11 protein-coding genes and 1 pseudogene are annotated in these 12,034 nt (G+C 64.9%); 9 read left to right on the top strand and 3 right to left on the bottom strand.

Annotated features, from left to right (window positions below):
* The first annotated feature begins 59 nt into the window (after positions 1–59).
* The 7 genes and pseudogenes from EJ072_RS05390 to glcF all read left to right on the top strand — a co-directional run bounded on the left by EJ072_RS05390 (position 60) and on the right by glcF (position 6,729).
* Complete coding sequence (locus tag EJ072_RS05390) at positions 60–1,382, top strand: DUF3422 family protein (RefSeq protein WP_126078881.1); 1,323 nt, start codon at positions 60–62, stop codon at positions 1,380–1,382.
* A 144-nt stretch (positions 1,383–1,526) separates the two neighbouring features.
* Positions 1,527–3,023: an FAD-linked oxidase C-terminal domain-containing protein gene (locus EJ072_RS05385; protein WP_126078880.1), complete on the top strand. Its 1,497-nt coding sequence runs from the start codon at positions 1,527–1,529 to the stop codon at positions 3,021–3,023.
* A gap of 6 nt (positions 3,024–3,029) precedes the next feature.
* Entirely contained in the window at positions 3,030–3,356 is a 327-nt protein-coding gene (locus EJ072_RS37470) for a DUF559 domain-containing protein (RefSeq protein ID WP_348526976.1), read from the top strand.
* The gene (locus tag EJ072_RS05380; RefSeq protein WP_348526974.1) at positions 3,247–3,537 is read left to right on the top strand and encodes a DUF559 domain-containing protein; all 291 of its coding nucleotides are present in this window, start codon (positions 3,247–3,249) and stop codon (positions 3,535–3,537) included. The genes EJ072_RS37470 and EJ072_RS05380 overlap by 110 nt, the downstream gene beginning before the upstream one ends.
* Before the next feature lie 214 nt (positions 3,538–3,751).
* Positions 3,752–5,008 (top strand): glycolate oxidase subunit GlcE, encoded by a 1,257-nt coding sequence (gene glcE, locus EJ072_RS05375; RefSeq protein WP_126078879.1) that lies wholly within the window; start codon positions 3,752–3,754, stop codon positions 5,006–5,008.
* Positions 5,005–5,393: pseudogene (locus tag EJ072_RS05370) on the top strand (DUF4870 domain-containing protein). The gene glcE and the pseudogene EJ072_RS05370 overlap by 4 nt, the downstream one beginning before the upstream one ends.
* 10 nt (positions 5,394–5,403) lie before the next feature.
* Positions 5,404–6,729, top strand: a complete 1,326-nt coding sequence (glcF, locus tag EJ072_RS05365) for a glycolate oxidase subunit GlcF (protein WP_126078878.1) — start codon at positions 5,404–5,406, stop codon at positions 6,727–6,729.
* Here glcF and EJ072_RS05360 read toward each other — a convergent pair whose 3' ends face one another.
* Together EJ072_RS05360 and EJ072_RS05355 are read right to left on the bottom strand one after the other, a co-directional pair.
* Complete coding sequence (locus EJ072_RS05360; protein WP_126078877.1) at positions 6,730–7,650, bottom strand: bifunctional 5,10-methylenetetrahydrofolate dehydrogenase/5,10-methenyltetrahydrofolate cyclohydrolase; 921 nt, start codon at positions 7,648–7,650, stop codon at positions 6,730–6,732.
* Between the two features lie 361 nt (positions 7,651–8,011).
* Positions 8,012–8,752, bottom strand: a complete 741-nt coding sequence (locus tag EJ072_RS05355; RefSeq protein WP_126078876.1) for a L,D-transpeptidase — start codon at positions 8,750–8,752, stop codon at positions 8,012–8,014.
* 213 nt (positions 8,753–8,965) lie between these two features.
* Between EJ072_RS05355 and EJ072_RS05350 the strand changes: the two genes are divergently transcribed.
* Entirely contained in the window at positions 8,966–9,604 is a 639-nt protein-coding gene (locus EJ072_RS05350; protein WP_126083513.1) for a DNA-3-methyladenine glycosylase I, read from the top strand.
* 97 nt (positions 9,605–9,701) lie between these two features.
* Here the strand turns inward: EJ072_RS05350 and EJ072_RS05345 are convergent, their stop codons facing one another.
* Positions 9,702–9,929 (bottom strand): hypothetical protein, encoded by a 228-nt coding sequence (locus EJ072_RS05345; protein WP_126078875.1) that lies wholly within the window; start codon positions 9,927–9,929, stop codon positions 9,702–9,704.
* 461 nt (positions 9,930–10,390) lie between these two features.
* On the opposite strand from EJ072_RS05345, the gene hisS reads away from it, so the two are divergent.
* The gene (gene hisS / locus EJ072_RS05335; protein ID WP_126078874.1) at positions 10,391–11,896 is read left to right on the top strand and encodes a histidine--tRNA ligase; all 1,506 of its coding nucleotides are present in this window, start codon (positions 10,391–10,393) and stop codon (positions 11,894–11,896) included.
* Positions 11,897–12,034: the final 138 nt, after the last annotated feature.

Below are 12,034 nucleotides of genomic sequence, written 5' to 3'. Positions count from 1 at the left end.
TCGCCGATTGCCGCAAGACCACCGGGTTGCACGAAGGGTCGAAAACAGGGGGACCAGCCGTGTCCGACGAGATGTCCAGTCTCGAATTCCAGCCGCGCGCCCAAGGCAGCGTCATGGGCTTTCCGGCGCATGAGGGGCGGCCCGGCGCGATCGGCGAGGTCCATGCCCGTCCGCACCCGCTGATCGAAAAGCCGCGCGTGCTGATCCAGCTTTCCTTCATGACCGAGGCCGGCGCCGCGGTCGACCATGCCGTGCTCTCGGAGCTTTCGCGGCGGCTGGGAATCGCAGCGCCTGAGCGGAACGCGCGCCACCATGCCATGAAATGGGGCAAGGGCTCGCTGCGTTGGGAGCGGCATACGGAATTCTCGACCTATCTGTGGGAAGGGCCGCTGGCCGAGAATGGCCGGGGGCAGGAAGATTCGCCCTTCGGTAACGGCTTCTCGCCCCCAGGCACGGTGATTTCCGGCATCCGGCTCGAAATCCGCAAATGGACGCAGGCGAGCGAAAGGCTGATCGCCGGCTTCGACCCCACCAGCCTTTGCTACTCGCTGGTCGAAAGGGGCGCCGCCGCCATCATCACCGATTTCCGCCAGGACGGCGACGGGCTGACCCGCATGCTGGTGCTCGATCGCGGCCTGACGCCGGCCAGCACCGGCGCTCTGTCGCAGCGGCTGATCGACATCGAGACCTATCGGACGCTGGCCATGCTCGGCCTGCCGCTGGCGTTGACGCTGTCCGGCCGCGCCCGCCGCATTGAGGACCGCCTGGCGCAGACCACGCTGGAAATGAAGGCCGTCGAAACTCGTGACAGCCAGACATTGCTCGCCGACCTCACCGAGCTCGCCGCCGAGCTCGAGGCCGACGCCGCATCCAGCCTCTACCGCTTCGGCGCCAGCCGCGCCTATGACGGCATCGTCACCGAAAGGCTGGAGGCGCTGGATGAAGAGCCGGTGCAGGGTTTTGATACCTGGGCGGGCTTCCTGCTGCGGCGCATGGCACCGGCCATGCGCACCTGCCGCTCGGTCGAGGAGCGCCAGGCCAACCTGTCGCGAAAACTCACCCGCGCCACCACGCTCTTACGCACCTGGGTCGACGTCGAAGTCGAGAAGCAGAACCGTGACCTGCTGGCATCGATGAACAACCGGGCCCGGCTGCAGCTGCGCCTGCAGCAAACTGTCGAAGGCCTGTCCGTGGCCGCTGTGTCATACTACGTCGTCGGCCTTATCGGCTATGTAGCCAAGGGCGCCTCGATCTTCGGTCACGTCTTCGCGCCAGAAGTCGTCACCGCAGCCTCCGTCCCCGTTGCCATCCTGCTGGTCTGGTGGGGTGTGCGCCGGGTGCGCAAGATGCATTCCGAGCCGGCGAAGCATCCGGGCGAGTAATCTTCCCCTCGATGCGAGGAAGCAGCGGCAGATTGCCGCTGCGGAAGCTGGGCATTACGGTCGCCGCCTTATTTGACCAAAGCAGCGTTTGCAACAAAACGGTCAAGCTGGTAAAAGATTTTGACCAGTCAAGCGGGATAACCGATGTCCGGCCTAGCCATGCCCAAGCCAGATGCCGAAACGCTGCGTCGGCGCGCCGAGATCGTCGCCGACATGCGCATCATCGTGCCGGGCGAGGGCGTCGTCGATACGGCCAATGAAATGCGCGCCTTCGAAAGCGACGGCCTGACCGCCTACCGGCAGTTGCCGCTGGTCGTCGTGCTGCCGGAAACGGTGGCTCAGGTCTCGCGGGTTCTCAAATACTGCAACGAGCGCAATATCCGCGTCGTGCCGCGCGGTTCCGGCACCTCGCTCTCCGGCGGCGCGCTGCCGCTGGAAGATGCGGTGCTGCTGGTGATGAGCCGCTTCAACCGCATCCTGGGGGTCGACTACCCGAACCGCATCGTGGTCGCTCAGCCGGGCGTCACCAATCTCGGCATCACCACCGCCGTCGAGCAGGAGGGCTTCTACTATGCCCCCGATCCATCCTCCCAGATCGCCTGCTCGATCGGCGGCAATGTCGCGGAAAATTCCGGCGGCGTGCACTGCCTGAAATACGGGCTCACCGCCAACAATGTGCTGGGCATCGAGATGGTCCTGATGAACGGCGAGGTCGTGCGCCTCGGCGGCAGTCATCTTGACCAGGAAGGTTACGACCTGCTCGGCGTCATGACCGGCTCCGAAGGCCTGCTCGGCGTCGTCACAGAGGTCACGGTGCGGATCCTGAAGAAGCCGGAGACGGCGCGCGCGCTGCTGATCGGCTTCCCGACCAGCGAACAGGGCGGCCAATGCGTCGCCGACATCATCGGCGCCGGCATCATCCCGGGCGGCATGGAGATGATGGATCGCCCGGCGATCCACGCGGCGGAGGATTTCGTCCAGGTGGGCTATCCGCTCGATGTCGAGGCGCTGCTTATCGTCGAGCTCGATGGGCCGAGTGTGGAGGTCGACCATCTGATCGGTCTCGTCGAGGCGATCGCCTACAGGAACGGCTCGACCACCTGCCGCATCTCGCAGTCCGAGCAGGAGCGGCTGAGCTTCTGGGCCGGCCGCAAGGCGGCTTTCCCGGCGGTCGGCCGCATCTCGCCCGACTATTACTGCATGGACGGCACTATCCCGCGCAAGGAACTGCCGCGCGTGCTCGCCGGCATGCGTGATCTCTCCGAGAAATATGGCCTCGGCGTCGCCAATGTCTTCCACGCCGGCGACGGCAATCTGCACCCGCTGATCCTCTACGACGCCAATGTGGCGGGCGAGCTCGACAAGGCCGAAAGCTTCGGCGCCGACATTTTGCGGCTTTGCGTCGAGGTCGGCGGCGTCTTGACCGGCGAGCACGGCGTCGGCGTCGAGAAGCGCGACCTGATGCCGGAAATGTTCAACCAAATCGACCTCGACCAGCAAATGCGCGTCAAATGCGCCTTCGATCCCAACCACCTGCTCAATCCAGGAAAAGTGTTTCCGCAGCTGCGCCGCTGCGCGGAGCTGGGAAGGATGCATGTGCATCGCGGGCAGGTGGCTTTTCCGGATATTCCGAGGTTTTGATGGGGGCTGAGGATCAAAGTTCCTCGCCCCCGCAAAGCGGGGGAGAGGTGGCTCGGGCGAAGCCCGAGACGGAGAGGGGGGACGCCCTCTCAGCCAAGCCGCCGCTCGCCCGAAAACATCGCTCGTGCGCGCGAGCTTCGCCATGGGGACAATCAGGCGGAAGCGACCCTCTGGAACGAGCTAAAGGCAAGAAGGCTGGGCGGATTACAAATTCGTTCGCCAGATGCCCATCGGTCCATACTTCGCGGATTTTGCCTGCAGGAGCCAAAAGCTGGTCGTGGAACTGGACGGCAGCCAGCACGCGGACAGTTCGTACGACAGGCGGCGGGATGAATTCATGCGGGGCGAGGGCTTCTCGGTTTTGCGGTTTTGGAATTTTGATGTGCTGAAGAACACGAGGAGTGTTTGCGAGACGATCCTCGCAGCGCTGGAAGGGCAGCTTGCTAAAGACGTCGTTGCTGCCGACCTTAGGTTTGTTTTTGCAGCCAGGAAGACGGGAGACAGCGCTCTATGACGGCCCCCTCTCCGTCTCGGGCTTCGCCCGAGCCACCTCTCCCCAGCCTTGCGGGGGCGAGGAACCCAGGCTTTTCAAGGTCGCGACGTCGGCGGTTGGCGTTTCCTCGCCCCCATGAAATGGGGGAGAGGTGTCCGCGTAGCGGGCGGAGAGGGGGCAGCGCTGCCGTATGCGATTGTCCTGGCCCTGCGCGGGCGAGGAACAAGGCCAAGCCATGACCACCTTCACCCCCTCCACCTCCGCCGAAGTCCTCTCCACCGTCCAATGGGCGGCAGCCGAAGAGACACCCCTCGAGCTCTTCGGCCATGGCTCCAAGCGCGGCATCGGCCGCCCACTGCAGACCGAACACACGCTCGACCTCTCCAGGCTCACCGGCGTCACCCTCTACGAGCCCGCTGAGCTGGTGCTGTCGGCCAAGGCAGGCACGCCGCTCGCCGAGATCGAAGAACTGCTTGCGGAAAACGGCCAGCAATTCGCCTTCGAGCCGATGGACTACGGTCCGTTGCTCGGTGGCGAGCCAGGCAGAGGCACCATCGGCGGCGTGCTGGCCTCGAACCTGTCCGGCCCGCGCCGTCTCAAGGCGGGAGCCGCGCGCGACCATATCCTTGGCGTCGCCGCCGTCTCGGGCCGTGGCGAGGCCTTCAAGTCGGGCGGGCGCGTAGTCAAGAACGTCACCGGCTACGATCTCTCCAAGCTGATGGCGAACAGTTGGGGCACGCTGGCCGTGCTCACGGATGTCACGTTCAAGGTGCTGCCGGCCGCCGAAACGGAAGTGACTTTGGCCATCCGCGGCCTGCTCGACGATGCGGCGGTCGCCGCCATGGCGCTGGCGCTGGGCTCCAGCGCCGAAGTGTCGAGCGCGGCGCATCTGCCGGAGCGCATCGCCGCACGGGTCGCCGGCGGCAAGCACGGCAGCGATGCCGCGACGTTGCTGCGCGTCGAAGGTTTTGGCCCCTCGGTCGTCTATCGCATCGAGGCGCTGCGCAAGCTGCTCGGCAAGGCCGGGCCGCTGGAAGAGATCGCCGGCGAGGCGTCGAAAGCCATCTGGCGCGACATCCGAGACTGCCGGCCTTTCGCCGACGGCGGCGCGCGGCCGGTCTGGCGTGTCTCGATGGCGCCGTCCGTGGCGCATCACATGGTGATGGCGCTGCGCATGCAGGCGGCGGTCGATGCGTTCTACGACTGGCAGGGCGGTCTGGTGTGGCTGTCGATGCGCGAGGACGATCCCGAGGCCGACCTCTTGCGCGGCTTGATCCGCAAGCATGGCGGCGGCCATGCGACGCTGGTGCGCGCCTCCGCTCCGCATCGCGCGGCGCTGCCGGTGTTCGAGCCGCAGCCGCCGCATCTGGCGGCGCTCTCGGCGCGGCTCAAGGCCGAGTTCGATCCGAAGAATATCCTCAACCCTGGCCGCATGGCGCCGGGCTCCGGCTCTGCTACTCTCGCCCGATCAACACAGGGAGCAGCATCATGAGCAATACCGACCCAGGACCGAGCAGCGCGCCACGCCAGACCGATCGCTGGCTGGAGCCGGGCCAGACCAACGCGCTGGTCATCTACATTCTCTACCTCGCCGGCCTCGTCATCGGCATCACCGGCATTGTCGGCATCGTGCTTGCCTACATCAATCGCGGCAAGGCCGGCGGCTTCGTCGAAAGCCACTATACGTTCCTGATCAGGACGTTCTGGATCGGCCTTCTCTCGCGCTGATCTCGGTGGTCCTGATGATGCTTGTGATCGGCTTCGTGCTGATGTTGGCCGCCGCCGTCTGGTTTATCGCCCGCTGCATTCTGGGCATCCAGGCGCTGCAGCGCGGCGAGCCCGTCAGGAACCCGCAAAGCTGGCTTCTGGGACAGTAAGGATTTTTGCGTGCAGACCAATTTCTCCCTTGCCCAGCTTGCCGACCCGCATGTCGCGGAATCGGAGAAGATCCTGCGCAAATGCGTGCATTGCGGCTTCTGCACCGCCACCTGCCCGACCTATGTGACGCTCGGCAACGAGCTCGATTCGCCGCGCGGCCGCATCTACCTCATCAAGGACATGCTGGAGAACGGCCGCCCGGCGGATAAGGAGATCGTCACCCATATCGACCGGTGTCTCTCCTGCCTTGCCTGCATGACGACATGTCCGTCGGGCGTGAACTACATGCATCTGGTTGACCACGCCCGCGCCCACATCCAGCAGACCTATAAGCGGCCGCTGCTCGACCGGCTGACGCGCGCCGTGCTGGCCTTCGTGCTGCCTTATCCCAGCCGCTTCCGCGCCGCGCTGAAACTGGCCGGTCTCGGCCGGCCTTTCATCCGCCTGTTCGAGAAACTGCCGGATCTGAAGCCGGTCGCAGCCATGCTGAAGCTGGCGCCGTCCGCGGTCCCGCCGGCATCGCCGATGGCGAAACCAGGCACGCATACCGGGCAAGGCACAAAGCGAGGCCGCGTCGCGATCCTCACCGGCTGCGCGCAATCGGTGCTCGATCCCGCCATCAATGAAACGACGATTTCTCTGCTGACCAGGCTTGGCGTCGAGGTCGTGGTGCCCGAAGGCGAGGGCTGCTGCGGCGCGCTCGTCCATCACATGGGCCGCGAGGATCAGGCTCTTGCCTCGGCCAGGCGGAATGTCGACGCCTGGACGCGCGCGATCGACCAAGGCGGGCTCGACGCCATCATCATCACCGCGTCAGGCTGCGGCACAACGATCAAGGATTACGGCTTCATGCTGCGCCTCGATCGGGCCTATGCCGAAAAGGCCGCGCGCGTCTCGGGGCTGGCCAAGGACATCACCGAATATCTCGCCAGCCTCGACCTGCCCGAGCCGGTGCGCAAACCGGGCACCGTCGTCGCCTACCATTCCGCCTGCTCGATGCAGCACGGCCAGAAGATCACGCGCCAGCCGAAGGAGCTGCTCGCCAAAGCAGGCTTCGTCGTGCGTGAGCCGCGCGAAGGGCATCTGTGCTGCGGCTCGGCCGGCACCTACAACATCCTGCAGCCGGAGATTTCAGCCAAGCTCCGCGACCGCAAGGTGGGGAATATCGAGGCGACCGGCGCCGAAATCGTCGCCACCGGCAATATCGGCTGCATCACCCAGATCGCGTCCGCCGCCAAGCTGCCGGTGGTGCACACGATCAAACTGCTCGACTGGGCCTATGGCGGTCCGAAACCGGAGGGCGTTTCCGACGGCGGGTTGATTGCTGCGGAATAATTACTCCGCCGCGAGCTGATCCGCCACGCCATAGGTCGCGCGATAGAGCGCGCGCTGGCGGTTGAGTGCCACCATGGTGTTGCGCAGCAGGATCGCGACGGTGAGGGGGCCAACGCCGCCTGGCACCGGCGTGATCCAGGACGCCACTTCCTTGACGCTGTCGGTGTCGACGTCTCCAACGATGCGGGTTTCGCCGTCGGGCCCGACCTCGGAATTGATGCCGATGTCGATGACGGCGGCGCCCGGCTTCACCATGTCGGCCTTGATCAGCCGCGGCTTGCCGACCGCGACGAACAGCGCGTCGGCGCGCCGTGCATGCGCCGCCACCGAGCGCGTCATGTGGTGGCACACCGTCACCGTGGCGCCTTCGCTCATCAGCAGGAAGGCGATCGGCTTGCCGACGATCTCGGAATGGCCGACGACGACCACTTCGAGCCCCTTGAGATCGAGGCCGGTCTCCTTCAGCAGTTCGACCGAGGCTGCCGCCGTGCAGGGCGCCAGATCGAGCTGGTTGTAGACGATGTTGCCGATCGAGGCCGGGTGCATGCCTTCGACATCCTTCAGCGGATGCACGGCGGCCTGCAGCGTCTTGATCGGGATATGCGCCGGCACCGGCCGCTGGATGATGATGCCGGTGACGCGCGGGTCGGCGTTGAGGCCGTGGATCGCGGCTTCCAGTTCGCCGGCCGTGATGTCGGCGGCAAAGCGCCGCTCCTCGAACCCGATGCCGGCAAGGGCTGCCTTGGCGCGCTGGTTGCGCACATAGACATCGACCGCTTCGGTATCGCCGACGGTGATCGAGACCAGCTTTGGCGGAAAACCTTCGGCCGTCGCGATCAAGGCATCTTCGCGCACCGACGCAATGATGCGCTGGGCAACCGGGCCGCCGTTCAGATAGCGGCTGTCGTCGGTCCGGGTCATGGCTGGCACCTCTGCCTTCTGGGCAATTCGAGGAAATCGCGTAAGCAGCGTTGCGTCCAGAATTGCGTGACGATCAGGATTTGTGCACTGCAATAGCAGAGGAGCGCCGGGAACTCAGCCCCGAAAGCGAATCCGTCTGTTTGCGGCGCGACTTGCCGCGCCACGCGTCAAAGAAGCCTCAAAAACGAAAAGGGCAGCGCGGTTGCCCACGCTGCCCTTTCGTGACCGGCCGTATCCCCACACGGCCCGTCCCCCGTAAACTCGACATCGGTTTAAGCACATCCCACGGGATCGCACTATGACTTGACGGCAACAGCTGGACTAAAAGTGCTGCGCCGTCTAACCGGCTGGTTCGCAGAAACTAGATCACCTCGACCGTGGTTCCGACATTGACGCGCTCGTAAAGGTCGACGACGTCCTCGTTGCGCATGCGGATGCAGCCGGAAGACACAGCGCCGCCGATCGTCCAGGGCTGGTTGGTGCCGTGGATGCGGTATTCGGTGGTGCCCAGATAGAGCGCGCGCGCGCCCAGCGGGTTTTCCATGCCGCCAGCAAGATAGGTCGGCAAATAGCGGCCCTTGGCCGCCTCGCGCTTGATCATCGCCGCCGGTGGGCGCCAGTCCGGCCACACCTTCTTGTCGGTGATCTTGTGCGTGCCCGACCATTCGAAGCCCGGCTTGCCGGTGCCGACGCCGTAACGCCGCGCCTTGCCGTTCTGCTCCACCAGATAGAGGAAATTCTGGTGCGTATCGATGACGATCGTGCCCGGCTTCGCCGGCCCGTCATAGGCGACTTCCTGCGGCAGGTAGATCGGGTTGATCTGCGGTCGCATTACCATGCGCTTGGCCGGCTGCTGCACGGCTGCCGTCCTCTGCCGGTCGGGCTGCGCCTGGAACAGTCGCTGCAGCGGCTGCTGCGTCGCTTGCCGGACCGGGCGCACGATGCCCGGCGCACGGCCAAGTTGCAGCACCCAGGGCGCCGAAAGGTCGGGGCTCACCGTCACCGGCGGCATATCGGCGTAGCGGTCATTGGCAAGGGAGGTGGTGGCGCCGGCGGCAAGGATCGCCGCCGCGCCGAGCAGGTAACAAAACGCTGTCTTCATTGGAACGCACCTTGATCGAACTCATCCGGGGCGGAGAGGACGCCCTCGGTTTCGCGATCCTTGGCGCGCAGCGGCAAGCAAAACATGAATCGGAATGCGTAAAATGCCGCTTTGTCAGTAAACCTTTTGGTGTGGTTACCGGCCGGTTCAGGAATCTGGTAAAGCCACGGTAAAAGCGGCGCCGAGGCGCATTAACGAATGGATTTGCTGACGATGGCAACGGAAAATAGCGGCATTCTCGATGGTCCCGACGGCAGGGCGCGCTGCTTCTGGCATGGCAATTTGCCGGACTATCTTCACTATCACGATCGTGAATGGGGCCGGCCGGTAACGGATGATCGCCGGCTGTTCGAAAAGATCTGCCTGGAAGGATTCCAGTCGGGCCTGTCGTGGCTCACCATCCTGCGCAAGCGCGAGAATTTCCGTGAGGCCTTCGCCGGTTTCGACTTCGACAAGGTGGCTCAATTCACCGAGAAGGATGTCGAGCGCCTGCTCGGCAACGCCGGCATCATCCGCCATCGTGGCAAGATCGTCTCGACCATCAACAACGCCAAACGCGCCCGCGAGATGGTCGACGAGTTCGGCTCTTTAGCCGCCTGGTTCTGGAAGTTCGAACCGGGTCCGGACGAGCGTCCGGGAATCGTCGACCTCGCGCATCTGCGCGCCAATCCGACGACGGCCGTGTCTGTCAGGATATCGAAGGAGTTGAAGAAGCGAGGCTGGAGCTTTGTCGGCCCGACGACGGTCTATGCCTTCATGCAGGCCATGGGCCTCGTCAACGACCACCTCGAGGGCTGCTATTGCAGGGCGGAGGTGGAGAAAGAGCGCAAGAAGCTCAAAAGGCCGAAGTAGAGCGCGCTCTTTCCTTCTCCCCGTTCACGGGGAGAAGGTGCCCGAAGGGCGGATGAGGGGCAGCGCCGGCCTTCGAGATTTCTCGGTAGACCTCAAGTCAAACGCTGCCGGCGCCTGCCAAAAACAACCCCGCCAGGATCGCCGCCACAGCCGCGAAAGCCGGGTAGATTACCAAAAGCCCGGTGACCAGCGCGTCGCGGGCGCTCGGCTTGGTCGCCGCAGCCTCGAACGGCCCAGCCGGCTGCTGCGCCGGCTTCAGCGCCGGAACCCCGGCAGGCCTCAGCCTTGCAGTCTCGCCCTCGATGATATCTTCAGCCGTGGTCATGGCCCTGAACCCCTTGTTTCGGCGCGTTTATGGTCGCGGATTGTGTCGGCAGCATGCCGCGCTGGTGGCGGAATTGTTTCGTATTTGCGCTGATTGTTTCGAAGTTCTTGGAGGCCCTCAACCCTCTAGGGTGGGATATTGAAGTCTACTTCTTTGTTAGTCGGCGCCGCCCCTCATCGCCCTGCCGGTCACTTCTCCCCTTATAGAGACGGGGAGAAGGACGCTGGCGCCGCGGGTTTGGCCAGTCGGCAACGCTGGAGCTGTCGCGCCGGCGCTTCCTCCTTCTCCCCGGTCACTACACGGGGAGAAGGTGCCGGCAGGGGGACGAGGGGCGGCGCGGCGCCTGCAAACTATCGAACTGTTTCCTGCAGGTCTGCAAACGCTTGCCGCACCACTTGGCATGGGTTAGGACACGCCCGCTCCCGATAAGCCAGTGTTTACTTAACGAAAAGACCGACCCCATGGCCGACAAATCCGAAAAGACGAAAGCGCGGCTGCCGCGCGGTTTTGCCGACCGCAGCGCCGAAGACATCCGCGCCGTCGAGAAGATGATGGCCACCATCCGCTCGGTCTATGAGCTTTACGGCTTCGAGCCGGTCGACCAGCCGATGATCGAATACACCGATGCTCTGGGCAAATTCCTGCCCGATCAGGACCGGCCGAACGAAGGGGTGTTCTCCTTCCAGGATGATGACGAGCAGTGGCTGTCGCTGCGCTACGACCTGACCGCGCCGACGGCGCGCTTCGTCGCGGAAAATTTTGACAAGCTGCCGAAGCCTTATCGCAGCTACCGCTCCGGCTGGGTGTTCCGCAACGAGAAACCGGGTCCCGGCCGCTTCCGCCAGTTCATGCAGTTCGACGCCGACACGATCGGCACGCCGGGCGTCGCCGCCGACGCGGAGATGGCGATGATGATGGCCGACGTCATGGAGGCGCTCGGCATCAAGCGCGGCGACTACGTCATTCGCGTCAACAACCGCAAGGTGCTCGACGGCGTGCTGGAGGCCATCGGGCTCGGCGGTGAGGATAACGCCGGCCGCCGGTTGACCGTACTGCGCGCCATCGACAAGCTCGACAAGCTCGGGCCGGAAGGCGTCAGGCTCCTGCTTGGCCCCGGACGCTGGGACGGTGGCAAGGAAGGCGAGGGCGATTTCGCCAAGGGCGCCGGATTGAAGGATGCGCAAGCCGAGGCGGTTCTTCTGGCAACGGCCAGGAACGGGCAGGCCGCCCAGGACGCCAGCGTCAATGCCAATGCTGTCTATCAGGAAGGCGTTGGCGAACTCGCAACGATCGAGGCCCTGGTTAGAGCCGCGAGCTACGGCGAAGACCGCATCGTGATGGACCGCTCCGTCGTGCGCGGCCTCGAATACTACACCGGCCCTGTCTTCGAGGCCGAGCTGCTGGCCGAGATCCCCAACGACGAAGGCCAGATCGTGCGTTTCGGCTCGGTCGGCGGCGGCGGGCGCTATGACGGGCTGGTCTCGCGCTTTCGCGGCGAGCCGGTGCCGGCGACCGGTTTTTCGATCGGCGTCTCGCGGCTGATGACGGCGCTGAAGAACCTCGGCAAGCTGGATACCTCCGATGTCATCGCCCCGGTCGTCGTGCTGGTCATGGACAAGGATACGGAAAGCCTCGGCCGTTACCAGAAGATGGTCGCCGATCTGCGCGCCGCCGGCATCCGCTCGGAAATGTATCTCGGCGGCGCGGGCATGAAGGCGCAGCTGAAATATGCCGACCGCCGCGGCAGCCCTGTCGCCATCATCCAGGGCGGCGACGAGCGCGCCAAGGGCGAGGTGCAGATCAAGGACCTCATCGAAGGCGCGCGCCTGTCGGCCGAGATCACCGACAACGCCGAATGGCGCGCGGCACGCCCGGCGCAGGTGACGGTCGCGGAGGGTGACCTGGTGGCTGAGGTGAAGAAGATACTCGCGGCGCAGGCCGCCGACCGCGCGAAGGGTGGCGCTTGAGCCCCCCTCTCTGTCCTGCCGGCCATCTCCCCCTCAAGGGGGGAGATCAGATGTCGCGCATGCTTTCGCCAATTTTCAACGCTGCAGGAGGAGGCGCGGCGTCCGAGCTGCCAATCTCCCCCCTTGAGGGGGAGATGG

The organism is Mesorhizobium sp. M2A.F.Ca.ET.046.03.2.1, from assembly GCF_003952425.1.
In the GTDB taxonomy this organism is placed as follows: Bacteria; Pseudomonadota; Alphaproteobacteria; order Rhizobiales; family Rhizobiaceae; genus Mesorhizobium.
The sequence above is the reverse complement of the archived record's forward strand: the minus strand, read 5'-3'. Positions and strand labels throughout refer to the sequence as shown.

Bases quoted from the DNA above. Each gene is read 5' to 3' on its own strand.
- EJ072_RS05385 (WP_126078880.1), top strand. From the start codon at position 1,527: ATGTCCGGCCTAGCCATGCCCAAGCCAGATGCCGAAACGCTGCGTCGG.
- EJ072_RS05380 (WP_348526974.1), top strand. From the start codon at position 3,247: ATGCCCATCGGTCCATACTTCGCGGATTTTGCCTGCAGGAGCCAAAAG.
- glcE (WP_126078879.1), top strand. From the start codon at position 3,752: ATGACCACCTTCACCCCCTCCACCTCCGCCGAAGTCCTCTCCACCGTC.
- EJ072_RS05360 (WP_126078877.1), bottom strand. From the start codon at position 7,650: ATGACCCGGACCGACGACAGCCGCTATCTGAACGGCGGCCCGGTTGCC.
- EJ072_RS05355 (WP_126078876.1), bottom strand. From the start codon at position 8,752: ATGAAGACAGCGTTTTGTTACCTGCTCGGCGCGGCGGCGATCCTTGCC.
- EJ072_RS05350 (WP_126083513.1), top strand. From the start codon at position 8,966: ATGGCAACGGAAAATAGCGGCATTCTCGATGGTCCCGACGGCAGGGCG.
- EJ072_RS05345 (WP_126078875.1), bottom strand. From the start codon at position 9,929: ATGACCACGGCTGAAGATATCATCGAGGGCGAGACTGCAAGGCTGAGG.
- hisS (WP_126078874.1), top strand. From the start codon at position 10,391: ATGGCCGACAAATCCGAAAAGACGAAAGCGCGGCTGCCGCGCGGTTTT.